Consider the following 24,368-nt stretch of genomic DNA (forward strand, 5'->3'; position numbering starts at 1 on the left):
CCGTCCCCGTCCCGGCCGGTTACGCGGGCGGCCATGACAGCTGCCGCCATCCTGCTCGCCGCCGGCCAGGGCACGCGGATGAAATCCGCCCTGCCGAAGACGCTGCACCCCCTCGCCGGAAGGCCCATGGTCCGCCACCTGCTGGCCGCCGTGGAGCAGGCCTTCGACCGCGCGGTCGTCGTGGTCGGCCCCGACATGCCCGCGCTGGAGAAGGCTGCGGCGCCGCACCCGACCGTGGTGCAGCGGGAGAGGCTCGGCACCGGCCATGCCGCGCTGCAGGCCATGCCGCTGCTCGAAGGCTTCGCCGGCGACGTGGCGGTGCTCTATGCCGACAACGCGCTGATCTCCGCCGCCACCATGCACAAGCTGCGCGCGGCGCGGGCCAAGGCCGGGCTGGCGCTGCTGGCCATGCGGCCGGCCGACCCGGCGAAGTATGGCCGCGTGCTGACCGATGGAACCGGCGCGGTGACGCGCATCGTCGAATACGCCGATGCGACGGACGAGCAACGGGCGGTCGGCCTGTGCAATGCCGGCGTGGTCTGCGCCGCCGCGCCGGACCTGCTCCGCTGGCTGGGCCAGGTGCGGAACGACAACCGCCAGGGCGAATACTACCTGACCGACGTCGTCGCGATCGCGGCCGCCGAGGGCATGCGCGTGGTGGCCGTGGAAGCGCCGGAGGCCGAGCTGCGCGGGATCAATTCCCGCGCCGAACTCGCCGAGGCCGAGGCCGAGGTGCAGCACGGGCTGCGCCGCGCCGCGATGGAGAACGGCGCCACGCTGATCCAGCCCGAGAGCGTGACGCTCAGCCACGACACGGTGCTCGGCCGCGACGTGACCATCGGCCCGAATGTCGTCTTCGCCCCCGGCGTGACGGTGGAGGACGAGGTCGAGATCCGCCCGTTCAGCCATCTGGAAGGCTGCGTCGTGCGGCGCGGCGCGGTGATCGGCCCTTTCGCGCGGCTGCGCCCCGGCACCGTGGTCGGGCCATCCGCCCATGTCGGCAATTTCGTGGAGCTGAAGGCCGCCGTGCTGGGGGAGGGGGCGAAGGCCAACCACCTGACCTATCTCGGCGATGCCGAGATCGGTGCGCGCGCGAACATCGGCGCAGGCACCATCACCTGCAACTATGACGGCGTGAACAAGCACCGCACGGTGATCGGGGAGGGCGCCTTCATCGGTTCCGACACGGCGCTGGTCGCGCCCGTCACGGTCGGCGCGCGCGCGATCACGGCTGCGGGAAGCGTGATCACCGAGGGTGTGCCGGACGACGCGATGGCGATCGCGCGCGGCCGTCAGGTGAACAAGGAAGGCCGCGGTTTCAAGGGCAAGAAGCCCGGCCGCTGACAGGCCCCGGCGAGGCGCCTATCTTCCCCCGACCAAAGGGAAGGAAGGCCGCCATGCTCGACACCGCCGCAAAGCTTCCGCTGAAGGATCCCGATCTCTTCCGGCAGGCCAACCTGATCGGCGGGAAGTGGGTGCAGGCCGACAGCGGCAAGACCACCGCCGTACGCAACCCCGCCACCGGCGAGGTGGTTGGCCATGTCCCCGCGCTCTCCGCCGTCGAGACGCGCCGCGCCATCGAGGCCGCTCAGGAGGCCTTTGCCGGCTGGCGCGCGATGCTGGCCAAGGACCGCGCGGTGATCCTGCGCAGGCTGAACGATATGATGCTGGCCAATGCCGAAGACCTCGCCGCCATCATGACCGCGGAGCAGGGCAAGCCGCTGGCCGAGAGCAAGGGCGAGATCGCCTATGCGGCCAGCTTCATCGAGTGGTTCGCCGAGGAAGGGAAACGCATCTACGGCGACACCATCCCGCAGAACGCCAAGGGCCGCCGCATCCTGGTGCTGAAGGAGCCGATCGGCGTCTTCGCCGCCATCACGCCCTGGAATTTCCCGGCCGCGATGATCACGCGCAAGGCCGGCCCGGGCTGGGCCGCGGGCTGCACCGGCGTGATCCGCCCGGCCTCGCAGACGCCCTTCTCCGCGCTCGCGATCGGCGTGCTGGCGGAGCGCGCGGGCATGCCGCCCGGCGTCTGCAACATCATCACCGGGCCGAGCGGCGAGACGGGCGGCGAGCTGACCTCCAACCCGCTGGTGCGCAAGTTCAGCTTCACGGGCAGCACCGAGGTCGGGCGCAAGCTGCTGGAGCAATGCGCCAAGACCATCAAGAAGACCTCCATGGAGCTCGGCGGCAACGCGCCCTTCATCGTCTTCGACGATGCGGACCTCGATGCCGCCGTGCAGGGCGCGATGGCCAGCAAGTACCGCAACACCGGCCAGACCTGCGTCTGCGCCAACCGCATCCTGGTGCAGGACGGCGTCTATGACGCCTTCGCGGAGAAACTGAAGGCGGCGGTGGAAGCGCTGAAGGTCGGCAATGGCATGGAGCCCGGCGTGACGCAGGGCCCGCTGATCAACGCCGACGCGGTGGCGAAGGTGGAGGAACACATCGCCGACGCGACCTCCAAGGGCGCCAAGGTCATCACAGGCGGCAAGCGCCATTCGAAGGGCGGCAACTTCTTCGAGCCGACGCTGCTGGTGAACGTGCCCCCCGACGCACTGGTCTTCCGCGAGGAGACCTTCGGGCCGGTCGCGCCGCTCTTCCGCTTCAAGACGGAGGAGGAGGCGGTGAAGCTCGCGAACGCCTCCGAATTCGGCCTCGCCGCCTATTTCTACGCCCGCGACGTGGGCCGCATCTTCCGCGTGGCGGAGGCGCTGGAGAGCGGCATCATCGGCATCAACGAGGGCATCATCTCGACGGAAGTCGCGCCGTTCGGCGGTGTGAAGGAAAGCGGCCTGGGCCGCGAGGGCAGCAGATACGGGATCGAGGACTACCTCGAGATCAAATACCTGGCGCTCGGCGGGATCGGCGCCTGACGACGACATCTCCCTCCCCCGCATCGCGGGGGAGGGTCGGGGAGGGGGCCGCGCTGCCTCCGGCTGAGAGGCACGCATGACCTACGACTTCGACCTTTTCGTCATCGGCGGTGGCTCGGGCGGCGTGCGCTGCGCGCGCATCGCCGCGAGCCACGGAGCCCGCGTCGGCGTCGCGGAGGAACGCTTCTGGGGCGGCACCTGCGTCAATGTCGGCTGCGTGCCGAAGAAGATCATGGTCAACGCCGCCGAATACGGCATGTGGGCCGCCGACGCCGCCGCCTTCGGCTGGCACATAGAGACGCATGGCCATGACTGGCGAAAGCTGGCCGCGGCGCGCGATGCGGAGGTCACGCGCCTCTCGGGCATCTACGACAAGCTGCTGAAGGGCGCCGGCGCCACCACCTTCGATGCCCGCGCCACCCTGCTCGATCCGCACACCATCCAGGTCGGCGAGCAGCGCGTGACCGCGGAGCGCATCGTCATCGCCACCGGCGGCCAGCCGCAGCGCCTGCCGATCCCGGGCGCGGAGCTCGGTCTGGTCTCCGACGACCTGTTCACCCTGAAGCAACTGCCGAAGCGCGTCGCCGTGCTCGGCTCCGGCTACATCGCGGTGGAATTCGCCTGTCTGCTGCGCGGCCTCGGCGCGGAGGTGGACCTGGTCTATCGTGCCTCGCTCCCGCTGCGCGGCTTCGACGACGACATCCGCGCCGCGCTGGCCGAGGCGCTGACCGCGCAGGGCATCCGCCTTAACTCCGACGTGTCGCCCACCCGCATCACCCGCGCCGACAACGAGCTGCTGCTCGGCCTGTCCACGAATTTCGTGCGGGAGGTGGATGCGGTGTTCTTCTGCACCGGCCGCGTGCCCTACACCCAGGGCCTCGGGCTCGAGGCGGCCGGCGTGGAGACCGACGCCAACGGCGCCATCGTCGTGGACGACGACCACGCGACCAGCGCGAAGCACATCTACGCCATCGGCGACGTCATCCACCGCGTGAACCTCACCCCCATGGCGACCGCGGTCGGCCATGCGCTTGCCGACACGCTCTATGGCGGCAAGCCGCGCAAGGCGAGCTACGCGAATGTTCCCTCCGCCGTCTTCACCTCGCCCCCCATCGGCACCGTCGGCCTGACGGAAGCCGAGGCCGCGGCGCGGGGCCCGGTGGACATCTACCTCACGCGCTTCACGCCGATGCGCCACACCATCAGCAAGCGCGAGGGCCGCAAGACCGTGATGAAGCTGGTGGTCGACCAGAAGACGCAGCGGATCCTCGGCGCCCATATGCTGGGGGAGGATGCGGCCGAGATCATGCAGGGCATCGGCATTGCCGCGGTGATGGGTGCCACCAAGCAGGATTTCGACCGCACCATCGGCATCCACCCGACCGCGGCGGAGGAATTCGTCACGCTGCGCACCCGCGCACGGGAAGCGGGCGTGCAGGCCGCGGCCGAGTAGCGCCTCCGCCGGCGTCAGCCCGGCATCCGCCGGTCGTATTCCGCGCGGAGCCGGCTCCAGCCCTCCCAGAAGGAGGCCGGCGTCCAGCCCTCGGCGATCGCGACCAGGATGTCGAGATGCATGTGCCAGCCGGCGCCGACATTCAGCAGCGTCGCGCGGTCCGGCGCGCCGCGATGCACCAGCGTCAGCAGCACCCGCTCGCCGCGCGGCTCCAGCGTGAAGGAGACCTCGCCCGTCTCGCCCCAGGCGATCACCAGTCGGCGGGGCGGGTCGAGCGCGAGGATGCGGCTTTGCATGCGCTGCTCGGCGGGGAAGTCCGCCGGGCGCTGGCCGGGCGCGGAGAGGTCGTCGTTGCGCCAGACCAGCTCGAAGGGCGCAGCCGCCTTCAGGGTCATCTCGCCCGCCGCCAGCCACTTCCGGCGCAACTCGCTCTCCGTCAGATAGGCCCAGACCCGCTCCATTGGTCCGGGAAGGATCCGCTGGAAGGTCAGCGTCCCGGGCTCGGTCAGGACGCCATGCGCGTCCAGCGCGGCGATGTCGTTCATCGGTCGTCTCCGTCCTTGGTGGGTGGGGCGGCCGCGTCTTCCTCCCGAAGGAGGCGTTCGAGCGCATCCAGGCGGCCGGTCCAGAAGCGCTCGTAGAAGCCGAGCCATTCGTGCGCATGCGACAGCGGCGCGGGTTCGAGCCGGCAGAGATGCGTCCGCCCGCGCACCTCGCGCCGGATCAGCCCCGCGCCCTCCAGCGCCTTGATGTGCTTCGACGCCGCCGCGAGCGAGATCGGGAAGGGGGCGGCGAGCTGGCTCACCGTGCGTTCGCCCTCCGCCAGCTCGCGCAGCATGCGGCGCCGGGTCGCGTCGCCGAGGGCGTGGAAGACGGCATCGAGGGGCGGGGCGTGTCGCTCAACCATGTCGTTGAATATCGAGCCCCGCGCCCGAACAGTCAACCGATTTGTTGAATGATGACCATCACGGCCGTGTGCCACGCGGCGCCGCCCCCGCAACGCTGCGATTTGCCAAGCCACACGGCCCCGCTATGGTCGGCCTGCCAGATTGCAGACACGGTGGACAATCATGCCTACGCGCGCGTGGAGCCCGGATTCCTGGCGGGCCATGCCGATCCGTCAGGTTCCCGACTATCCCGACCAAGCCCGGCTGCGGGCCATGGAGGAGAAGGTCGGCCGATTTCCCCCGCTGGTTTTTGCAGGTGAGGCGGACCGGCTGAAGGCGCATCTCGCCAAGGCCGGGGACGGCAGCGCCTTCGTGCTGCAGGGCGGCGATTGCGCGGAGAGCTTCGCCGAATTCCACGCCAACACCATCCGCGACACGTACCGCGTGCTGCTGCAGATGGCGGTCGTGCTGACCTTCGGCGCCTCCCTGCCGGTGGTGAAGCTCGGCCGCATGGCCGGCCAGTTCGCCAAGCCGCGCTCCTCCGACACCGAGACGGTGGGCGAGACGACGCTGCCCTCGTATCGCGGCGACATCATCAACGGCCCCGATTTCACCGCCGAGGCGCGCATCCCCGATCCCGGCCGGATGGAGTTCGCCTATCTCCAGTCGGCCGCCACGCTGAACCTGCTGCGCGCCTTCTCGACGGGCGGCTATGCCGACCTGCACGAGGTGCATCGCTGGAACCTCGACTTCGCCAAGCGCAGCCCGCTCGCCGGCCGCTACGAGGATCTTGCGGTGCGCATCGACGAGACGCTGCGCTTCATGGGTGCGTGCGGGATGTCCGACCTGCCGCAGGTGCGGGAGACGGAGTTCTACACCTCCCACGAATCCCTGCTGCTGCCGTTCGAGGAGGCGATGACGCGCCAGCCCTCGACGCATCCGGGCCGGCATTATGCTTGCAGCGCCCACTTCCTATGGATCGGCGACCGCACGCGCCAGCCGGACGGCGCGCATGTCGAGTTCATGCGCGGCGTCGCCAACCCGATCGGCATGAAGGTCGGCCCGACGATGGAGCCGGATGAGCTGGTGAAGCTCACCGAGATCCTGAACCCGGCGAACGAGAAGGGAAGGCTGACGCTGATCTCCCGCATGGGGGCGGAGAAGGTGGAGGCCAAGCTGCCGCCGCTGCTGCGCGCCGTGAAGAAGGCGGGGCGCAACGTGGTCTGGATCTGCGACCCGATGCATGGCAACGGCGTGAAGGCCGGCGCCTACAAGACGCGCAGCTTCGACGCGATCCTCGCCGAGGTGAAGGGCTTCTTCGACGGCCACGCGGCGGAGGGCACCATCCCCGGCGGCGTGCATGTCGAGATGACCGGGCAGAACGTCACCGAATGCCTCGGCGGCGCGCACAAGCTGGTGGAGGCCGATCTGGCCCGCAACTACGCGACCTTCTGCGACCCGCGGCTGAACGCCGAACAGTCGCTCGAGCTCGCCTTCCTCATCGCGGAGGAGCTGAAGGCCCGCCGGCCCGCATCGGTGGTGCCCGCCCAGGCCGCGCAATGAGCGACGTCGGCTTGCCCTCTCCCCCCGCAGGGGGGAGAGGGTTGGGTGAGGGGCGCAGCGGCGTCGGGTGCGGTGTCCGCGTCCATCCCGACGCCCCCCTCACCCGGCCTCTCTCCCCTGCGGTGGGAGAGGGGATTCCCGTGGTGGGAGAGGGACCCTGCCGGCATGGCTGAAAACCAGCCCGGCGCTGACGACGCCTCGATCGCCGCGCGGACCGACAGCTACTTCAACCGCACCAAGGCGATCGTCACCCGCTTCGGCGATTGCCGCGTGACCTACGCGGTGTTCCTCCGCCGCCCCGTGGTTTCCGCGCCGCGGCTCGCCATCGGCTGGCTGCAGGCCGTGGCGCGGGAGCGGAATACGCGCTTCGACATCGAGGTGATGCACGAGGAAGGCGCCTGGGTCGGCGCCGGCGATCCGATCTTCTACCTGTCCGGCTCCTTCGCGCAGCTGGTGGATCTCGAGACGATCATCCTGCAGAAGCTCGGCGCGGCCTGCGTCGCCGCGCACAACGCCTACCAGATGTGCTGCGAGCTGCCCGGCGTCGCCTTCCTGGCCATGGAGGCGCGGCACTGCGCCGGGCAGGAGATGCAGGAGATGATGGCCTATGCCGCCAGCGTCGGCGGCGCCGCGGCGAAGCGGGAAGGGGCCAAGGGCTTCGTCGGCAACGCCAATGACGCGACCGCCCATTGGTTCGGGCCGGGCCGCGGGCGTGGCACCATGCCGCATGCCCTGATCGGCTATGCGGGCTCCACGTTGCGCGCGGCCGAGATGTTCCACGCCACCTTCCCCGACCAGGACCTGACCGTGCTGACCGACTATTTCGGGCGCGAGGTCACGGACGGGCTGGAGGTGTGCCGCCGCTTCCCCGACCTCGCCGCCGCGGGGCGGATGGCGGTTCGGCTCGACACCCATGGCGGCCGCTTCATGGAGGGGCTCGACCCGGCGGAATCCTACGCCGTGCTGGAACGCCACGCGCCCCAGGCGGTGCGCCGCTACCGCAGCGAGACGGAACTGCGCCACCTGGTCGGCACGGGCGTCTCCGCCGCCGCGATCTGGCGCATGCGGGAGGCGCTGGACGAGGCCGGCTTCCCGAAGGTGCGCATCGTCGCCTCCTCCGGCTTCGGCGTGCAGAAATGCCGGGTGATGGCTGAGGCCAAGGCGCCGCTCGACGTGGTCGGCACCGGCAGCTTCATACCCGATGCCTGGTCGGAGACCTACGCCACCGCCGACATCGTGGACTATGACGGCCAGGCGCGGGTGAAGGTCGGCCGCGAGTTCCTGCTGCGCCACAGTGGCGGGCGGAAGCGCAACGCCGGATGAGCCTCGCCGCCACGGCGGATCCGGCGCGCGAGCGGCGCATCGGATACATCTGTGCGATCGCCGTGCTCTTCGTCTGGGTCGGCTTCCTGCTGGCCGCGCGGCTGTCCGTGAAGCAGGCAATGACGCCCTGGGACGTCGCGGCGCTGCGCTATGCCGGCGCCTTCGCCGGCGCCTTGCCGCTCGCGATGCTGCTCGGCTGGCCGCGCCTGCCGCGCCGGCGCATCGCGGCGATCGTCGCCACCGCGTCCCTGGGGTTCCCGCTGTTCTGCTATGCCGGCTTCGCCTTCGCGCCGGTCTCGCATGCCGGGGTGATGAATGCCGGGATGCTGCCCTTCCTGACGGCCGCGCTCGGCGCGATCTGGCTGAACGAGGCCTGGACGCGCCGCCGCGCCCTTTCGCTGGCGGTGGTCGCCTGCGGCGTGGCGCTGCTCGCCTTCGACACCTTCGGCGGCTACCCGGGTTCCTGGCGGGGCGACCTGCTGCTGCTGGCCGGCGCCTCCTCCTGGGCGGTCTACACGACGCTGGTGAAGCTCTGGGGGATCTCGGCGATGGAGGCCACGCTCTCCGCCGCGCTCTGGGCGGCGCCGATCTACCTGCCGGTCTGGTGGCTGCTGCTGCCCTCCAATCTCGGCGCCGTGCCGCTCGGCGCGGCGGCCTTCCAGTTCGTCTACCAGGGGTTCTGCGCGGTGCTGCTGGCCGGCTTCCTGTTCACCCGCGCCGTCACTGCCCTCGGCGCGCCGCGCACCACCACGATCACGGCGCTCGTTCCGGCGATGGCCGCGCTCGCGGCCTGGCCGCTGCTGGGCGAGGCGCTCGGCCTTGCCGGCCTCGTCGGGGTGGGGCTCGTCTCGGCCGGCATGATCCTTGGGGTCACTGGCCGCCTCGTGCGTTGACGCAGAGCGCCGCCGGGCCGATCACCCGGCGCGATCAGGAGCAGGACGCATGAGCGGCAGCGACGAGGACGAGGATCCCATCTTCTCCGAGGCGATCTCGGCCCCCGCGGGGCTCGCGGTGCGCATCCTGGACCTGTCCGGCGCAAACGGCTCGGACCCGGTCGAGGTGGTGCGTGGCTTCCGCAGCGTCGCCCATGCCAACGCCTTCGCCCGGCGCTATGTGCGTGACAGCCTGGAGCGCTGCCGCACCGGCGGCGCGAACCCCGAGACCGTTCTGGAAGCCTGGTTCGCCTATGGCGAGGACGCCGAGGTGGTTGGCGCCGGCGACGACGCCTGGCGCAGCGCCGCCGAACTGCACGCCTTCGCCGAGCACCGCTCCGAGGATGCCGAGGAGCGCAACTGGCGCGTCCTGGACCCGCGGCGCGAGGAGGACGACGAGGAGGAGGAGTAGGCCCCCGTCACCAGCGCTGCTTGGCAGGCCCCACCCAGCCCGGGGCCGGATACACGACCGCGGGCGGCGGCGCATACACCACCGGCGGCGGCGCATAATACACGGGCGGCGGCGGCGGGGCGTAGTAGACCGGCGGCGGAGGCGGCGGCGCGTAATAGGGCTGCGAGGCGATCGCCGCCCCGATGCCAAGCCCGACGATGGCGCCGAGCGCCAGCCCGGCCCCCGGGGCGTATCCCCGATAGGGCGGCGGGTAGTAGGCGCGCGGCGGCGCGTAATAGGCTCGCGGCGGGGGTGCGTAGCCCCAGCCCGGCCGTCCGCGCCAATCCGCCTGCGCTGCCGGCGCGGCCAGCACGCCGGCTGCCATGACCCCGGCGAAGACCGCACCCCGAACCGCCAGTGACCTGCTCATGGCTCGCGCCTCCGCTGCGCTGCTGCGCATGACGCCATCAGACGACCCGATTGCGCCCGCATCAAGGCACTCCGCCTTGCCTTCCGGCCGTATCTGGCGTTCCTCTCGCCCCGCATGAAGGTCCGTTTCGCGCCCTCTCCCACGGGATTGCTGCATGTCGGCAATGCCCGCATCGCCATCGCCAATTGGTGCGTCGCCCGGCGCCAGGGCGGGCGCTTCCTGCTGCGCCTGGACGACACCGACACCGAGCGCTCCAAGCCCGAATACGCCCAGGCGATCGAGGAGGATTTGCGCTGGCTCGGCCTCGACTGGGACGAGTTCCGGCGCCAGACGGATCACATCCCGGCCTATGAGGCCGCCGCCGAGAAGCTGAAAGCCTCCGGCCGCCTCTACCCCTGCCTCGAGACGGAGGAGGAGCTGGCCTACAAGCGGGAGCAGCGCATCCGGCAGGGCAAGCCGCCACTCTATGACCGCGCGGCGCTCCGGATGACCAAGGAGCAGCTGGACCGCGCGCTGGCCAACGGCAAGCGGCCGCATTGGCGGTTCCTGCTCTCGGGCGGCTCGGTTTCGTGGAAGGATGGCGTGCTGGGCGAGCGCAGCGTGAAGCTGACCAGCCTCTCGGACCCGGTTCTGATCCGCGCCGATGGCAGCTTCCTCTACACCTTCACCTCGGTGGTGGACGACCTGGAGACGGGCATCACCGACGTGGTGCGTGGCGAGGACCACGTCACCAACACCGGCATCCAGCTCGATATTTTTGGGGCGTTGGGTGGTGATGCGCGCAAGCTGCGCTTCGCCCACCTGCCGCTGCTGACGGATGCGGATGGCGGGCCGCTGTCCAAGCGCACGGGCAGCGTCGGGCTGCGCCAGTTGCGGCGCGACGGCGTGGAGCCGGCGGCGCTGGCCGGCTACCTCGTGGCGCTGGGCTCCAGCAGCGATCCGGTGCCCGGCATGCCGGCCGATCTCGCGCCGTCCTACGATCTTGCCCGGATTTCCAAGAGCACGGCGCGTTTCGACACAAAGCAGTTGCTCGCGCTGAACCGGAAATGGCTGCACGGCCTGGACCATGCCGCCGTGCAGGATCGCCTGCCGGAAGGCTCGGACGAAAAATTCTGGATGGCGGTGCGCGGGAACCTCGACCTGTTCCGCGAAGTCCGCGATTGGTGGGACGTGGCGCAGGGTGATATCGTCCCCGCGGGCGAGCCCGCCGATGCCGATCTGCTGCGCATTGCTGCCGGGACGCTGCCCGAGGAGCCCTGGGATGAGGCCACCTGGCCGGCCTGGACAACAACGCTGGCGGAGCGCACCGGGCGCAAGGGCAAGGCGCTGTACCTGCCGCTGCGCCGGGCGCTGACCGGCGAGGACCACGGCCCCGACCTCAAGGTCTTCCTTCCGTTGATCGGCCGCGCTCGGGCGCTCAGGCGCCTGCAGCAGGCCGCGAGTTGAGATCCATGGAACTGCAGATCCACAACAGCGCGACGCGCCGCAAGGAGCGCTTCGTCCCGCTCGATCCGAACCATGTCCGCATCTATGTCTGCGGCCCGACCGTCTACGACCTGGCGCATCTCGGCAATGCGCGGCCGAACGTGGTGTTCGACGTGCTGGTGCGGCTGCTGCGGCGGCTCTACCCGAAGGTGACCTACGCGCGGAACATCACCGACGTCGAGGACAAGATCATCGACCGCGCGAAGGAAAGCGGGGAAGGCATCGCCGCGCTGACCGCGCGCACCACCGCCGATTTCCACCGCGACATGGCCGCCCTCGGCGTGCTGCCGCCGGATATCGAGCCGCGCGCCACCGGCACCATTCCGGAGATGGTCTCCCTCATCGAGAAGCTGATCGCCAACGGCCACGCCTATGCCGCGGAGGGCCATGTGCTGTTCGCGGTCGGCAGCTTCGCCGAGTACGGAAAGCTCTCCGGCCGCTCGCCGGATGAGCTGCTGGCCGGCGCGCGCGTGGAGGTGGCCCCCTACAAGCGCGACGCCGGCGACTTCGTGCTGTGGAAGCCGAGCACGCCCGACCAGCCCGGCTGGGACAGCCCCTGGGGCCGCGGGCGCCCGGGCTGGCACATCGAATGCTCGGCCATGTCGTGGAAGCATCTCGGCCCCGATTTCGACATTCACGGCGGCGGCGCCGACCTCCTCTTCCCGCACCACGAGAACGAAGTCGCCCAGAGCCTCTGCGCCTTTCCCGGTTCGCACTTCGCGCGGTACTGGATGCACAACGGCATGCTGCTCGTGGACGGCGAGAAGATGTCGAAGTCGCTCGGCAATTTCCGCACGGTGCAGGACATCCTGGCGCTCGGGCCGTGGGCGGGCGAGGCGTTCAGGCTGCTGCTGCTGAAGACTCAGTACCGCATGGCGCTGGACTACACCGAGGCCGCCTTGCAGGAGGCGCGGAAGGAGCTGGATCGCTTCTACCGCGCCCTGTCGAAGATGGCCCACGTGACGCCCGAACGCGGCGACGAGCCTCACCCGGTGGAGCAGCCGCCCTTCGAGCAGGCGCTGGCGGACGACCTGAACACGCCGCTGGCGCTGGCGTCGCTGCACTACCTGGTGTCGGCGGCGAATGAAGCCCTGGCGGCTGGCGACGACGCCGCGCTGCCGCATCTCAAGGGCCGCATCGTGGCGGCGGGCGCAGTGCTCGGCCTGCTGCAGCAGGAGCCAGAGGCCTGGTTCCGCGGCGGCGCGGACGATGATGCCGCCGCCATCGAAGCCGCCATCGCCGCCCGCCTTGCGGCACGGAAAGAAAAAAACTGGGCCGAGGCCGACCGCATCCGCAAGGAACTCGCCGACCAGGGCATCCTGCTGGAGGATGGGCCGCAGGGCACGACATGGCGTCGCGCGTGACCTCTTGCCTTGCCCCGATGGGAATGTTGAACAGGTGCTTCCGGTCACCCACCGGAGGTCCTGACATGATCCGCCTTGCCCTTGCCGCCACCCTCGCGCTCGCCCTCGCCACGTCGGCGGTGGCGCAGCATGCCGGGCACGGCGCTCCCCGCGCCGCGGCGAACGAGCCCGCCAGCACGCGGGAATACCGCGCCATCAACGAACGCATGCATCGCGAGATGGCGGTGCAGTTCACCGGCGACGCCGACCGCGACTTCGCCGCCGCCATGATCCCGCATCACCAGGGCGCCATCGACATGGCCCGCGTCGCGCTGCGCTACGGCCGCGACCCGGAGATCCGCAAGCTGGCCGAGGAGATCATCCGCGCGCAGGAAGCCGAGATCGCCCAACTCCGCGCCTTCCTGGCGCGCCCACCGGCGCGGTGAGGCGGGCCTGCAGCCCGCGCATCCACCCCCTCCCCCGCGTGCGGGGGAGGGCTGGGGTGGGGGCGCGACCGACCTTATCGCTTTATGCCGCTGAGCGCCTCGGCAATCCGCTGAATCACCCCGTCCCGGTTCCCCAACACCTCATCGTTCCAGAAACGCAGCACGCGCCATTCCGCCCCGCGCAGCGCCGCATCACGCGCTGCGTCGGCGTCCCCGCCATGCTGTCCGCCATCGACTTCCACGATCAGCATTGCGGCGGGCGCCGCGAAATCGGCGACGTAAGGCGGCACCGGGTGCTGTCTTCGGAACCGCACCCCGAGCGCGTCGAAGCGAAGCGCCTGCCACAGCTTGCGCTCGGCGTCCGTCATGGCGTTGCGCAGCCGACGCGCCTTGGCATGTTCATCCTTGCTCGGCATGCCGTCAGCTTATCGCACTGGGCGTCATGGGGGGCGCCGGCATTGCCTCCGATCCTGCCTGCGCAATCGCCCCCCCACCCCAGCCCTCCCCCGCTTGGCGGGGGAGGGAGTATGGCGCGCCCGATTCCCCTCCCCTGCGCAGCGGGGGGGGGGGGGGGCCGCGCGGCGCGCGGGAGGGTGGGGGCGCGACCGACCGTGCCATCCGCAAACACCCCATGACCGGCGGCCGTCCCGTCGGCGGGGCGCTCCTCACGCCCCCGCACGGCGAATCTCCCATCGTCGTCCTCGTCCGCCCGCAGATGGCGGCCAACATCGGCACCGCTGCGCGCGCCATGGCCAATGGCGGCCTCTTCCATCTGCGCATCGTGGCTCCGCGCGACGGATGGCCGCAGCCCAACGCCTATGCCGCCGCCTCCGGCGCCGATGCGATCCTCGACGCCGCGACGATCCACCCGGACATCCGGAGCGCCGTCGCCGATTGCCACCGCGTCTTCGGCACCTGCCCGCGCCCGCGCCACGTGATCATCCCCGTCCGCGACGCTCGCGCCGCCGCCCAGGATTTCCGCAACATCAACGCACGCTGCCTGCGCCTCGCCGTGCTGTTCGGCCCCGAGCGAGCGGGGCTCGAGGCCGACGACCTCGCCCATTGCGACACGCTGATCCGCTACCCCCTGAACCCGCAGCACAATTCGCTGAACCTCGCGCAGGCCGTGATGATCCTGGCCTATGAATGGTGGATGCAGGCCGAGACCGCGCCGCCCCGCCTGCTGCAGACCAATGAGACGCGCATCGCGACCAAGGGCGAACTCGAGAAATTTCTCGACCGCCTGATCGCGGAACTCGACGCCGCCGGCTTCCTGCACAACCCGCCGAAGCGCCCTGGCATGGTGCGCAACCTGCGCCACTGGTTCGAGCGCGGCGAAGTCACGGAGCAGGAGCTGCGGACCCTGCACGGCGTGGTGACGGAACTCGCCCGCGGCCGCATGGTGCGTGGGCGCTTCGCCGGCGACGTGCCCGACCCGCCCTGGGAGGAAAAGACGTGATCCACCCCGACGGAACGCCCATCGCGCCGCTGCCGGACCTCCGCTTCGTCGGGCTCGACGCCTCCGCGCTCGGCCTCGAAGGGCCGCGCATGTCCTACATGGAGGCGGGCGAGAGCACGCAGCGCACCGTGCTCTGCCTGCACGGCATCGGGGCCAATTCCATCGGCTGGCGCTTCATCCTGGCCGGCCTCGCCAGCCGCGCACGCGTCATCGCCTGGAACGCGCCGGGCTACATGCTGTCCGACAACTTCGTCACCGCCGCACCCACGCCCGGCCAGTATGCCGAGGCCGCGGTCGCGCTGCTCGATGCGCTGGGCGTGAAGGGGCCGGTGCATCTGCTCGGCTCCTCCTTCGGCTCGATGCTTGCCGCCTGCCTCGCCGCGCGCCACCCGCAGCGCGTCGCGCGCATGGTGCTGCTCGGCACATCCCGCGGGCAGCGCTGGAAGGGCAGGGAGGAACGCGCGCGCATGCTCGCGATGCGCGAAGCCTCCATCGCCAACGGGCCGCTGGATCTCGCGGCGACGCGCAGCGGCAACCTGGTCGCCGCCGGCACGCCGGAGCCGGTGCGCGCGCTGGTGCGCGCCATGGTCGCGGCGACGCAGCCGCGCGGCTACCTGCAGGCCGCGCGCTGCACCGATCCGGTGGACGTGGTCGAGGATTTCGCGCCGCGCATCGCCGCGCCGACGCTCTGCGTCACCGGCGATTCGGATGGCGTGAACCCGCCGCCCGTGGGCCGTGCCGTTGCGGATGCGATCGCCGGCGGCCGCTTCGTCTCCCCCGAGAAGTGCGGCCACCTGCCGGAGCTTGAGTATCCCGCCCGCACCCTTACCCTGGTGCGCGAGCATTTCTTCGGGGACCTGCCGTGATCCATCGCCGCGCGCTGCTCGCCACGCTTGCCCTGCCCGCCGTCGCGCGCGCGCAGACCGCGTCCTTCCCGACGCGGCAGGTGCGCATCGTCGTGCCCTTCCCGCCGGGCGGGGGGCTCGATGCGCTGGCGCGTGCGATAGCCGACCGGCTGCAGGCGGAATGGGGCCAGCCGGTGGTGGTGGACAATCGCCCCGGCGGCTCCACCGTGCCCGGCACGGACATCGTGGCAAAGGCGCCGCCGGACGGGCACACGCTGCTGATCACCGCCGATAACTCCATCACCTCCAACCCGGTGCTGATCCGCGGCCTGCCGCACGACCCGATGCGCGACCTGGCGCCGATCACGCTGCTGGTGGACGTGCACCAGATGGTGCTGGTGCATCCGAGCATCGGCGCGAACACGATGGGGGAGCTCGTCGCTGCCGCGCGGGCCAATCCCGGCAGGCTGAACTTCGGCTCCTACGGCAATGCCAGCCAGCCGCATCTCGCCTTCGGCGCGCTGATGGCGAAGGAGCGGATCGAGATGGTGCATGTGCCCTATCGCGGGCTGACGCCGGCGGTGACGGCGACGCTGGCGGGCGAGGTGCAGATGACGCTGGCCGGCATCGCCTCCGGTGCGGCGCATATCCGTGCCGGCACGCTGAAGGCGCTGGCCGTCGGCAAGCCGACCCGGTTCGAGGCGCTGCCCGATGTGCCGACCCTGAAGGAGGCCGGCTACGACGACATCGACCCGCGCACCTGGTTCGGCGCCTTCGCCCCCGCCGGCACGCCGCCCGAGCTGCTGCTGCGCCTGCACGCCGCAATCGCGGCGGCGATGGCCGCGCCCATGGTGCGCGACCGCCACCTGGCGCCCGCGGGCTACACCGTGCATCTCACCACGCCCGAGGCGACGGCGGCCTTTCTGCGCGAGGATCTGGACTACAAGCGTCGCCTGATCGCGGCCGCTGGCATCCAGCCGGAGTAGTCGCCATCCGAAAAGCCCTCTCCACCCAAAGGGGGGAGAGGGTTGGGTGAGGGGGGCGCTGAGGCCAGGCGCCTTCTCGCGGCCCCACCGAACGCCCGTGTCCCGCGACCCTACCCCAGCTTCTTCGCCAGCTTCCGCGCCAGCAGATACCCCAGCAGCCCGCCCACCGGCGCGCCGGGCAGGGCCAGCAGCCAGCCGATATGGATGCCGTCGGCCACCAGCCCCATGCCGATGCCGAACATGAGCCCGCCCACCAGGCTGCCCGTCACGCCCGCCGTCAGGCCAAGCACAAGGATATCGGAACGCGTCACCATGGCCGCCGAGTAGGGGAGGGGCTGGCGGTTTGACAAGCCGGGGCCGCGCCGCCTATAGGCCCGGCTCCTTCCGGGAACGCGGACGGCGGTTGATCCGCTGCGCCCGCCCGTTTGGCGAAAGCCATCCGGGACTACCGGGACAACCAGGGTGCTTCAGCGCCCGCAAGACGAAGGACCGGCGCCGAGAGGCCCGGCAGGTGCAGCGCATGAGCAAGCGCGCCGAATCCAAGTACAAGATCAATCGCCGCCTGGGCGTGAACCTCTGGGGCCGCGCCAAGTCCCCGGTCGCCAAGCGCGAATATGGCCCGGGCCAGCACGGCCAGCGCCGCAAGCAGAAGCCGACCGACTACGGCGTGCAGCTGATGGCCAAGCAGAAGCTCAAGGGCTACTACGGCAACATCGGCGAGAAGCAGTTCCGCAAGTACTACGAGGAAGCCGTGCGCCGGAAGGGCGACACCTCGGAGAACCTGATCGAGCTGCTCGAGCGGCGCCTGGACACCGTGATCTACCGCATGAAGTTCGCCGTCACGCCCTTCGCGGCACGGCAGTTCGTGAACCACGGCCATGTCACGATCAACGGCAAGCGCCTGAACATCCCCTCCTACCTCGTCAAGGACACCGACGTGATCGAGGTGAAGGAGAAGTCGAAGCAGATGACCGCGCTGCTCGACGCGACCCAGTCCGGCGAGCGCGACGTGCCCGAGTATATCGAGGTGGACCACCGCGCCATGCGCGGCCGCATCCTCCGCGCCCCGAAGCTCTCGGACGTGCCGTATCCGGTGCAGATGGAGCCGAACCTGGTCGTCGAGTTCTACAGCCGCTGATTCTTTTGTTCGTCCGCCATCTGGGCGGACACGGCCAAGAAGACGCCGGTCCCGCGAGGGGCCGGCGTTTCGCGTTTCAGTGCCCGAGTGCCACCACCGCGCCGCGGCACGCCGCCATCGCCGTCGCGCGGTCCCCCTCCATCGAGACCGGCGACCCGATGCGCACCCGCAGCTTTCCCGGCCTCGGCCACTTCCGCGTCGCCGGCCAGGCCTCGAAGGCGCCCTCGATGAAGCACGGCACCACCGGAACGCCGGTGCCGGCCAGCAGCATCGCGAGCCCCGGCTGGAACTCACCCATCGCGCCGGTGCGGCTGCGCGTGCCCTCCGGGAACAGGATGTAGACCAGCCCGTCCTCCACCAGCCGCGCCCGCAGCGCCGCCATCTCGCCCCGCTTCGTCTTCCCGCGCCAGATCGGGAAGGCATTGATCGCGTAGGCTGACAGCAACGCCCCCGGGCCCGATTGGAAGAAAACCTCGCCGGCGGCCAGCGCATGCGCCCGCCGCGCCGAATCGCCGCGCAGGATGCTCGCCAGCACCAGCGCATCCAGGTGGCTTGTGTGGTTGCCGATCAGCACGAAGGGCGCCGCCGGCAGGTTCTCGCGCCCGTCCACCTCCAGCCGGTGGAACAGGCGGAAGTAGAGCCGCAGCAGCCAGCGCCACGTGGCGTTCGCCGCCATGCCGAACAGCCCGCGCTCGCGCGACAGGCTGCGTAGCCGGTCGCCGGGGGCCATGCCGAGGTCGCGCGCCGGGCGAAGCTGCCAGTCCATCTCAGCCCCCGGTGATCAGCCGCGTCGGCGCATCCGTGCCCAGCCCCACCACGTAGTGCACCAGGTGGAAGACCAGCGGCGAGACCAGCAGCAGCGAGTTGAAGCGATCGAGGATGCCGCCGTGCCCCGGCAACACCGCTCCCATGTCCTTGATGCCGATGTCGCGCTTGATCGAGGACAGCATCAGGTCGCCCGCCTGCCCCGCGACGCTCACCAGCACGCCGAGCAGCAGCAGCCAGTGCCACGCGCCCATCGGCGTGCCCGCGAACAGCACCGAGCCGAGCAGCGCCACCACGCCGCCCGTGACCACCACCGCGCCCAGCGCGCCTGAGATCGTCTTGTTCGGGCTCGTCGCCGGCAGCAGCTTTCGGCCGCCGATCAGCTTGCCGCAGGTGAAGGCGGCGCAGTCGTTCAGCGCCACCGCCGTCAGCAGCAGCAGCACCAGCGGGCGGTAGTTCGCATCGTTGGCCATGAAGCCGAGATGCGCGAGGCCGGCGCCGAACAGCATGTACCCCAGCACCGCGAGCCCCACGCGCTGCACATAGCCCTGCGGCCGGTCGAGCGGGATGGAGGCCACCGCCAGCACGCAGACCGTCAGCGGGAACAGCGCGACGAAGAAGCCATACCAGTTGTCGAGCGCCGCGAAATTCACCGCGACGATGCCGAGCGCAACGACGGCGGACAGCACGCGCTCCCGGAACAGCCCCGTCGCGCGGGCGTATTCGCGGTAGCCGAGCAGGCCGAGCAGCGTCACCGCGCCGATGGTCCAGGCGCGCCCAGCCAGCACCGGGCCGATCATCAGCGGCAGCAGCACGCACCAGGACCCGAAGCGCAGCCACAGCTCGCGCCGGAATTCCGGCTTCGCACGCCCGCTGGCCGAAAGCCAGCCGATGGCCGCCGCGGCCAGCGCCAGCACCGCGCCGGTGGCCGAGACGATCCAGATGGTGACGGGATGGGCGAAGGCGGCGGTCATCGCGTGGCGCTCCGCAGGAAGGTCCAGGCGCCGGCGAGGCGCCGCCAGGTGGTGGCCAGCGACAGCGCCAGGATGACCCACAGCGCGAGGGCGGGCAGCGGGGCCGTCCAGGCGAAGGGCAGCAGCGCGCAGGCGACGCCCAGGGCGGTGACCAGCGCCATGCGGTGCTGCTTCGCCATCGGTCCGCGGAAGTCGCTCGGCGCGCCGGCGGCCTTGCCGACCGCCCGGACGTAAGCCGTGCTCATGGCCGCCAGCGCGGCGGCAAGTCCGAGCGCCGGGCTGCCCGCCGCGACGCCGAGCCCCAGCAGCACCGCCGTGTCGGAAACCCGGTCCGGCACCTCGTTGAACAGCTCCCCGGCCGGTGAGGCGATGCCGCGCCCGATCGCCACCATGCCGTCCAGCAGGTTCGCGGCGAGGCGAAGCTGGACCAGCAGCGCGCCGAGCAACCAGAGCGGCAGCGCCGCATCCGGCCACCAGCCCGTGCCGGCGACGCACAGCCCCGCGCCGAGCCCGGCCGCCATGCCCGCCAGCGAAATCCCGTCCGCAGAGGCGCCGCGCGCCACCAGCAAGGCGGCAATGCGCCCGGTTATCCGAAGGTCACGCGCCGCGATCGGGCGCCTGTCTGCTGTGCTGGCCATGCGGTCCTCGTTTCCGGGTGGAGGATCGCATGGGTCTGTGCGGGCAGTGTGTCGCCCCGCTGCGCGCCGTGTTGCATCCGTTGCGCGACGCAGCCCCTGCGCGAAAAGGGCGCCGCCCTGAGGCACCGCCCTGTCGTGGCTGCCGCGATCAGGCGCGGCGGTGATCCGCTGGTCCTGACACGAAAAGGCGCCGTCCCGGCCATGCCGGGCGGCGCCTCCACGCAACGCGAAAAGAGGGCCGGCGCCGTTTCGGGCGGCGGCGCGGGATCAGGCGGTCTTCGCCGCCACGCCCTTCTCCTCCATCAGGCTCTGCAACTCGCCCGACTGGAACATCTCCATGACGATGTCGCAGCCGCCGACGAACTCGCCCTTCACGTAGAGCTGCGGGATGGTCGGCCAGTTGGTGAAGCTCTTGATGCCCTCGCGAAGCTCCATGTCCTCGAGCACGTTCACGCCCTTGAAGGGCACGCCCACGTGGGAAAGGATCTGCACGACGCGGGCGCTGAACCCGCACTGCGGGAACACCGGCGTACCCTTCATGTAGAGCACCACCGGGTTCTCGGTGATCTCCGCCTGGATGCGGCTGTGGACGGTGTCGGTCATCCTGTCGGTATCCTTTACGGCCTGGTTCAGTCGGGCGCCGAGGTCTGCAGGGCCAGGGCGTGCAACTGCCCGCCCATGCGCCCCTGCAGCGCGGCATAAACGATCTGGTGCTGCTTGACGCGCGAGATGCCCTTGAAGGCCGAGGACACGACCTTCGCGGCGTAATGGTCGCCGTCGCCGGCCAAATCCTCGATGGTGACCTGCGCATCGGGCAGGGCCGACTTGATCAGCGCCTCGATCTCGGCGGCGTTCATCGCCATCAGCCAACAGCCTCCATCAGCGCGGGCAGCGTCGATTCGTGGGCGACCCGCAAGGTCGCCACCGATATGGAGGAGCCGGCGCCGAGAACCAAGTCCCCGCCGCCGCTGCGCCCGAGCCGAGCCGCCGACACGCCGGCGGCGGCGGCCGCGGCCAGGATGGGGCCGGCATCGGCCACCGCGAGCACATAGCGGCCCTGGTCCTCGCCGAACCAGAAGGCATGGGCGGGCATGCCGGCCGGCGCCTCCAGCGTCGCGCCGACGCCGCCCCCCATGGCCATCTCCGCCACTGCCACCAGCAATCCGCCATCGGCCACGTCGTGGCAGGCGGCGACCGTCCCACCGAGGATCTGCGCCCGCACGAAGTCGCCGTTGCGCCGTTCGGCCGCGAGGTCCACGGGCGGCGGCGCGCCCTCCTCACGCCCCGCGATCTCACGTAGCCAGAGCGACTGGCCGAGCCAGCCGCGCGTGTCCCCGATCACCACCAGGTCGAGCCCCGGCTCCAGAGCGAGACCCACCGCCTGTGCCGCATCCTCCAGCACGCCGACGCCGCCGATGGCCGGCGTCGGCAGGATCGCGGCGCCGTTGGTCTCGTTGTAGAGTGAGACATTGCCGCTCACGACGGGGAAGTCGAGCGCGGTGCAGGCGGCCGCCATGCCGCGCACCGCGGCGGCGAACTGGCCCATGATCTCGGGTTTCTCGGGGTTGCCGAAATTCATGTTGTCGGTGATCGCGAGCGGCCTGGCGCCCACGGCGGTCAGGTTGCGCCAGGCCTCGGCGACGGCCTGCTTCCCGCCCTCTTCCGGGTCGGCCAGGCAGTAGCGCGGCGTGCAGTCCGTGGTCATGGCGAGGCCGCGCTTCAGCCCCTCGAGCTTCACCACCGCCGCATCCGCGCCGCCCGGGCGCTGCACGGTCTGTCCGCCAACCGTGCTGTCATACTGGTCCCAGATCCAGCGCCGCGAGCAGAGATCGAGGCTGCCGACGAGCGTCTGCAGCGCCGCTGTGATGCCCACGGGATCGGCGATCGTCGTCGCATCCAGCACAGGCTGCCTCGGCGTCTCGGCCGTCGGGCGGCGATACAGCGGCGCCTCCGATTCCAGCGGCGCGAGCGGGATGTCGGCCTCGATGGCGCCCTTGTGGCGGATGACGATGCGGCCGGTGTCGGTCAGGTGGCCGATGACGGCGAAATCGAGCTCCCATTTGCGGAAGATCGCCTCGGCCTCGGCCTCGCGACCGGGCTTGAGGATCATCAGCATCCGTTCCTGGGATTCGGACAGCATCATCTCATAGGCGGTCATGCCGATCTCGCGCTGCGGCACGTTGTCCAGCGCGAGCTCGATGCCGACGCCGCCCTTGCCCGCCATCTCGACGGAGGAACTCGTCAGCCCCGCTGCGCCCATGTCCTGGATGGCGACGATCATGTCCGTCGCCATCAACTCGAGGCACGCCTCGATCAACAGCTTTTCGACGAAGGGGTCGCCGATCTGTACGGTCGGGCGCTTCTCCTCGGCGTCCGCGCTGAACTCGGCGCTGGCCATGGTTGCGCCGTGTATGCCGTCGCGCCCGGTCTTGGAGCCGACATAGACCACCGGATTCCCGATGCCCGCGGCAGCCGAAAGAAAGATACGGTCGGCCGGCGCGATGCCCACCGTCATCGCATTGACCAGCGGGTTGCCGTTGTAGGCCGGGTGGAAATTGACCTCGCCGCCCACGGTCGGCACGCCGACGCAATTGCCGTAGCCGCCGATGCCCCGCACCACGCCATCGATGATGCGCTTCATCCGCGGCGCATCCGGCGATCCGAAGCGCAGCGCGTTGAGATTGGCGATCGGCCGCGCCCCCATGGTGAACACGTCGCGCAAAATGCCGCCGACGCCGGTGGCGGCACCCTGGTAGGGCTCGATGAAGCTCGGGTGGTTATGGCTCTCCATCTTGAAGATGGCGGCGAGCCCGTCGCCGATGGCGATCACGCCCGCATTCTCGCCCGGCCCGTGGATTACCCAGGGCGCCTTGGTCGGCAGCGTGCGGAGCCAGACGCGGCTCGACTTGTAGGAGCAGTGCTCCGACCACATCACGCTGAAGATCCCGAGCTCGGTCAACGACGGCGTGCGGCCGAGAATGGCCAGCACCCTGTCGTATTCATCGCCCTTAAGGCCGAACTCGGCCGAAAGCTTTCGGGCGCGGGCGGGATCGAGCGGGGCGGGCAGGGACATGGCCGCGTTCTCCCGGCTCCGCCCGGCCTTGTCCAGTGCGTTGAGGGCGCGGCAGCCGCAACCGCCACGCTACCCGGCACGTTCTGCAGGAGCATCCGGAAGAGGACCGCTCCATGCCCCGGCCCCTCCATCTCCTGGGCCTCGCCGCGCTGGCCGCCACCCTGGCCGGAGGCGCGCTCGCCCAGACGAACCCGCCGCTCGCCTTCGTCCAGCCGCTTTCGGAGGAAGCGACCCAGGCGGTGCAGCGCAAGCTGCGCGAGGCAGGGGTGTATCGCGGCGGCACGGACGGCATCTGGGGGCCGGAGAGCCAAGCCGCGCTCGACCGGTTCCAGCAGGCGCGCGGGCTTGCCGTGACCGGCGGCGTCAACCTCGCCACCGCCCAGGCCCTCGGGCTCGCTGTACCGGACCTGCTGCCCGGCGGGCGACCGGCCGCGGCGCCCATCGGCGGCCTCAGCGACCGCGCGGTGCGCAACATCCAGCAGCGTCTGAAGGCGCTGGGCTTCTACGACGGTGCGCTTGACGCTCTCTGGGGCGCCGGCACGCAGGAGGCGCTGCAGCGGTTCCAGCGCGGGCGTGCCCTGGAAGCGACCGGCCAGATCAATCCGGCCACGGCCCAGGCTCTCGGACTGAACCCCAACAACCTGGAGGAGCCGCCGCGCTAGGCCGCGGCCAGGCTGTCCACCAGGGAGGTGAACATCGGCAGCCCGTCCGTGCCGCCCATCAGCGGGTCCACCAGATCCTCCGGATGCGGCATCAGCCCGCAGACACGGAGGTTGGGCGACACGATGCCGGCGATGTTGTCGCGCGCGCCGTTGCGGTTCGCGGCGTCCGTCAGCGTCCCCTCCGGCGTGCAGTAGCGGAAGGCGACCAGGTTCTCGGCGACCAGCCGTGCATGGGTTTCGTCGTCGCAGAAGAAATTGCCGTCGCCATGCGCCATCGGCGCGCGGAACACCGCGCCCTGCTGCCAATGCGCGGTGTAGGGCGTGCCTGCGCGCTCGACGCGCATGTGGCAGTCCATCGAGAGGAAGCGAAGCGAGGCGTTCCGCAGCAGCGCGCCCGGCAGCAGCCCGGCCTCGCACAGGATCTGGAAGCCGTTGCAGACGCCGAGCACATGCCCGCCCTTGGCCGCGAAGCCCGCGACCTCGCGCATGATGGGCGACTGCGCCGCCATCGCGCCGCAACGGAGGTAATCGCCATAGGAGAAGCCGCCCGGCAGCACGACCAGGTCGGTGCCCGCCGGCAGCGCCGTCTCGCGGTGGAACAGCATCACCGGCTTGCGCCCCGTCGCGCGTTCCAGCGCGATCGCCATGTCGCGCTCGCGGTTCGTGCCGGGGAAGACGACGACGACGGCCTTCATGGCG

27 protein-coding genes are annotated in these 24,368 nt (G+C 70.7%); 15 read left to right on the forward strand and 12 right to left on the reverse strand.

The features are described from left to right. Nucleotides 1-33 precede the first annotated feature (33 nt). From glmU to gorA, 3 genes are all read left to right on the forward strand, one after another. Nucleotides 34-1,344, forward strand: coding sequence for a bifunctional UDP-N-acetylglucosamine diphosphorylase/glucosamine-1-phosphate N-acetyltransferase GlmU (gene glmU, locus DFH01_RS10465; RefSeq protein WP_109870375.1), 1,311 nt, complete (start codon nucleotides 34-36; stop codon nucleotides 1,342-1,344). A 53-nt stretch (nucleotides 1,345-1,397) separates the two neighbouring features. Continuing rightward, nucleotides 1,398-2,876, forward strand: a complete 1,479-nt coding sequence (locus DFH01_RS10470) for an NAD-dependent succinate-semialdehyde dehydrogenase (RefSeq protein ID WP_109870376.1) — start codon at nucleotides 1,398-1,400, stop codon at nucleotides 2,874-2,876. A 76-nt stretch (nucleotides 2,877-2,952) separates the two neighbouring features. Beyond that, entirely contained in the window at nucleotides 2,953-4,329 is a 1,377-nt protein-coding gene (gorA, locus tag DFH01_RS10475; protein WP_109870377.1) for a glutathione-disulfide reductase, read from the forward strand. Between the two features lie 14 nt (nucleotides 4,330-4,343). Here the strand turns inward: gorA and DFH01_RS10480 are convergent, their stop codons facing one another. Next, on the reverse strand, nucleotides 4,344-4,874 hold the full coding sequence (locus tag DFH01_RS10480; protein WP_109870378.1) for an SRPBCC family protein: 531 nt from the start codon (nucleotides 4,872-4,874) through the stop codon (nucleotides 4,344-4,346). Then, nucleotides 4,871-5,236, reverse strand: a complete 366-nt coding sequence (locus DFH01_RS10485) for an ArsR/SmtB family transcription factor (protein WP_109870379.1) — start codon at nucleotides 5,234-5,236, stop codon at nucleotides 4,871-4,873. Before DFH01_RS10485 ends, DFH01_RS10480 begins: the two co-directional genes overlap by 4 nt. Before the next feature lie 163 nt (nucleotides 5,237-5,399). On the opposite strand from DFH01_RS10485, the gene DFH01_RS10490 reads away from it, so the two are divergent. From DFH01_RS10490 to DFH01_RS10505, 4 genes are all read left to right on the forward strand, one after another. Next, entirely contained in the window at nucleotides 5,400-6,779 is a 1,380-nt protein-coding gene (locus tag DFH01_RS10490; protein ID WP_109870380.1) for a class II 3-deoxy-7-phosphoheptulonate synthase, read from the forward strand. 165 nt (nucleotides 6,780-6,944) lie between these two features. Then, nucleotides 6,945-8,102 (forward strand): beta/alpha barrel domain-containing protein, encoded by a 1,158-nt coding sequence (locus tag DFH01_RS10495; RefSeq protein ID WP_109870381.1) that lies wholly within the window; start codon nucleotides 6,945-6,947, stop codon nucleotides 8,100-8,102. After that, nucleotides 8,099-8,995, forward strand: a complete 897-nt coding sequence (locus DFH01_RS10500; RefSeq protein WP_109870382.1) for a DMT family transporter — start codon at nucleotides 8,099-8,101, stop codon at nucleotides 8,993-8,995. The genes DFH01_RS10495 and DFH01_RS10500 overlap by 4 nt, the downstream gene beginning before the upstream one ends. A gap of 49 nt (nucleotides 8,996-9,044) precedes the next feature. After that, complete coding sequence (locus DFH01_RS10505) at nucleotides 9,045-9,446, forward strand: hypothetical protein (protein WP_109870383.1); 402 nt, start codon at nucleotides 9,045-9,047, stop codon at nucleotides 9,444-9,446. Nucleotides 9,447-9,453: 7 nt separating this feature from the next. Here the strand turns inward: DFH01_RS10505 and DFH01_RS28710 are convergent, their stop codons facing one another. After that, a complete protein-coding gene (locus tag DFH01_RS28710; RefSeq protein WP_109870384.1) occupies nucleotides 9,454-9,855 on the reverse strand; it encodes a hypothetical protein in 402 nt (133 codons plus the stop codon). Nucleotides 9,856-9,969: 114 nt separating this feature from the next. Between DFH01_RS28710 and gltX the strand changes: the two genes are divergently transcribed. The 3 genes from gltX (at nucleotide 9,970) to copM (ending at nucleotide 13,129) form a co-directional block, all read left to right on the forward strand. Then, the gene (gltX, locus tag DFH01_RS10515) at nucleotides 9,970-11,301 is read left to right on the forward strand and encodes a glutamate--tRNA ligase (protein WP_109870385.1); all 1,332 of its coding nucleotides are present in this window, start codon (nucleotides 9,970-9,972) and stop codon (nucleotides 11,299-11,301) included. A 5-nt stretch (nucleotides 11,302-11,306) separates the two neighbouring features. Continuing rightward, on the forward strand, nucleotides 11,307-12,704 hold the full coding sequence (gene cysS, locus DFH01_RS10520) for a cysteine--tRNA ligase (protein WP_109870386.1): 1,398 nt from the start codon (nucleotides 11,307-11,309) through the stop codon (nucleotides 12,702-12,704). Between the two features lie 65 nt (nucleotides 12,705-12,769). Next, entirely contained in the window at nucleotides 12,770-13,129 is a 360-nt protein-coding gene (gene copM, locus DFH01_RS10525; RefSeq protein ID WP_109870387.1) for a CopM family metallochaperone, read from the forward strand. 74 nt (nucleotides 13,130-13,203) lie between these two features. Here the strand turns inward: copM and DFH01_RS10530 are convergent, their stop codons facing one another. Then, the gene (locus DFH01_RS10530) at nucleotides 13,204-13,545 is read right to left on the reverse strand and encodes an endonuclease domain-containing protein (RefSeq protein WP_109870388.1); all 342 of its coding nucleotides are present in this window, start codon (nucleotides 13,543-13,545) and stop codon (nucleotides 13,204-13,206) included. Nucleotides 13,546-13,760: 215 nt separating this feature from the next. Here DFH01_RS10530 and DFH01_RS10535 point away from each other — a divergent pair, with 215 nt between their 5' ends. From DFH01_RS10535 to DFH01_RS10545, 3 genes are read left to right on the forward strand one after another with little or no spacing between them, the layout of a single operon-like run. Next, nucleotides 13,761-14,588 (forward strand): RNA methyltransferase, encoded by an 828-nt coding sequence (locus DFH01_RS10535; RefSeq protein WP_109870389.1) that lies wholly within the window; start codon nucleotides 13,761-13,763, stop codon nucleotides 14,586-14,588. Next, nucleotides 14,585-15,454, forward strand: coding sequence for an alpha/beta fold hydrolase (locus DFH01_RS10540; RefSeq protein WP_109870390.1), 870 nt, complete (start codon nucleotides 14,585-14,587; stop codon nucleotides 15,452-15,454). Before DFH01_RS10535 ends, DFH01_RS10540 begins: the two co-directional genes overlap by 4 nt. After that, on the forward strand, nucleotides 15,451-16,419 hold the full coding sequence (locus DFH01_RS10545; protein WP_109870391.1) for a Bug family tripartite tricarboxylate transporter substrate binding protein: 969 nt from the start codon (nucleotides 15,451-15,453) through the stop codon (nucleotides 16,417-16,419). Before DFH01_RS10540 ends, DFH01_RS10545 begins: the two co-directional genes overlap by 4 nt. A gap of 110 nt (nucleotides 16,420-16,529) precedes the next feature. On the opposite strand, the gene DFH01_RS10550 is transcribed toward DFH01_RS10545, so the two are convergent. Then, entirely contained in the window at nucleotides 16,530-16,733 is a 204-nt protein-coding gene (locus DFH01_RS10550; protein ID WP_109870392.1) for a hypothetical protein, read from the reverse strand. A gap of 206 nt (nucleotides 16,734-16,939) precedes the next feature. On the opposite strand from DFH01_RS10550, the gene rpsD reads away from it, so the two are divergent. After that, complete coding sequence (gene rpsD, locus DFH01_RS10555) at nucleotides 16,940-17,557, forward strand: 30S ribosomal protein S4 (protein ID WP_109870393.1); 618 nt, start codon at nucleotides 16,940-16,942, stop codon at nucleotides 17,555-17,557. A 76-nt stretch (nucleotides 17,558-17,633) separates the two neighbouring features. On the opposite strand, the gene DFH01_RS10560 is transcribed toward rpsD, so the two are convergent. The 6 genes from DFH01_RS10560 to purL all read right to left on the reverse strand — a co-directional run bounded on the left by DFH01_RS10560 (nucleotide 17,634) and on the right by purL (nucleotide 23,007). Further along, nucleotides 17,634-18,323: a lysophospholipid acyltransferase family protein gene (locus DFH01_RS10560; protein ID WP_109870394.1), complete on the reverse strand. Its 690-nt coding sequence runs from the start codon at nucleotides 18,321-18,323 to the stop codon at nucleotides 17,634-17,636. Nucleotide 18,324: 1 nt separating this feature from the next. Beyond that, nucleotides 18,325-19,296: a phosphatidate cytidylyltransferase gene (locus tag DFH01_RS10565; protein WP_109870395.1), complete on the reverse strand. Its 972-nt coding sequence runs from the start codon at nucleotides 19,294-19,296 to the stop codon at nucleotides 18,325-18,327. Next, nucleotides 19,293-19,934 (reverse strand): CDP-alcohol phosphatidyltransferase family protein, encoded by a 642-nt coding sequence (locus DFH01_RS10570; RefSeq protein ID WP_109870396.1) that lies wholly within the window; start codon nucleotides 19,932-19,934, stop codon nucleotides 19,293-19,295. Before DFH01_RS10570 ends, DFH01_RS10565 begins: the two co-directional genes overlap by 4 nt. A gap of 267 nt (nucleotides 19,935-20,201) precedes the next feature. Further along, nucleotides 20,202-20,537, reverse strand: coding sequence for a Grx4 family monothiol glutaredoxin (gene grxD, locus DFH01_RS10575; RefSeq protein ID WP_109870397.1), 336 nt, complete (start codon nucleotides 20,535-20,537; stop codon nucleotides 20,202-20,204). A gap of 26 nt (nucleotides 20,538-20,563) precedes the next feature. Next, nucleotides 20,564-20,797, reverse strand: a complete 234-nt coding sequence (locus DFH01_RS10580; protein ID WP_109870398.1) for a BolA family protein — start codon at nucleotides 20,795-20,797, stop codon at nucleotides 20,564-20,566. Next, nucleotides 20,797-23,007, reverse strand: a complete 2,211-nt coding sequence (gene purL / locus DFH01_RS10585) for a phosphoribosylformylglycinamidine synthase subunit PurL (protein WP_109870399.1) — start codon at nucleotides 23,005-23,007, stop codon at nucleotides 20,797-20,799. Before purL ends, DFH01_RS10580 begins: the two co-directional genes overlap by 1 nt. A 113-nt stretch (nucleotides 23,008-23,120) precedes the next feature. Between purL and DFH01_RS10590 the strand changes: the two genes are divergently transcribed. Beyond that, a complete protein-coding gene (locus DFH01_RS10590; protein ID WP_109870400.1) occupies nucleotides 23,121-23,669 on the forward strand; it encodes a peptidoglycan-binding domain-containing protein in 549 nt (182 codons plus the stop codon). On the opposite strand, the gene purQ is transcribed toward DFH01_RS10590, so the two are convergent. Beyond that, nucleotides 23,666-24,364: a phosphoribosylformylglycinamidine synthase subunit PurQ gene (purQ, locus tag DFH01_RS10595; protein ID WP_109870401.1), complete on the reverse strand. Its 699-nt coding sequence runs from the start codon at nucleotides 24,362-24,364 to the stop codon at nucleotides 23,666-23,668. The two genes, DFH01_RS10590 and purQ, sit on opposite strands and share 4 nt — an antisense overlap. Nucleotides 24,365-24,368: the final 4 nt, after the last annotated feature.

Origin of the sequence: Falsiroseomonas bella (genome assembly GCF_003173615.1) — a bacterium.
GTDB lineage: Bacteria > Pseudomonadota > Alphaproteobacteria > Acetobacterales > Acetobacteraceae > Falsiroseomonas > Falsiroseomonas bella.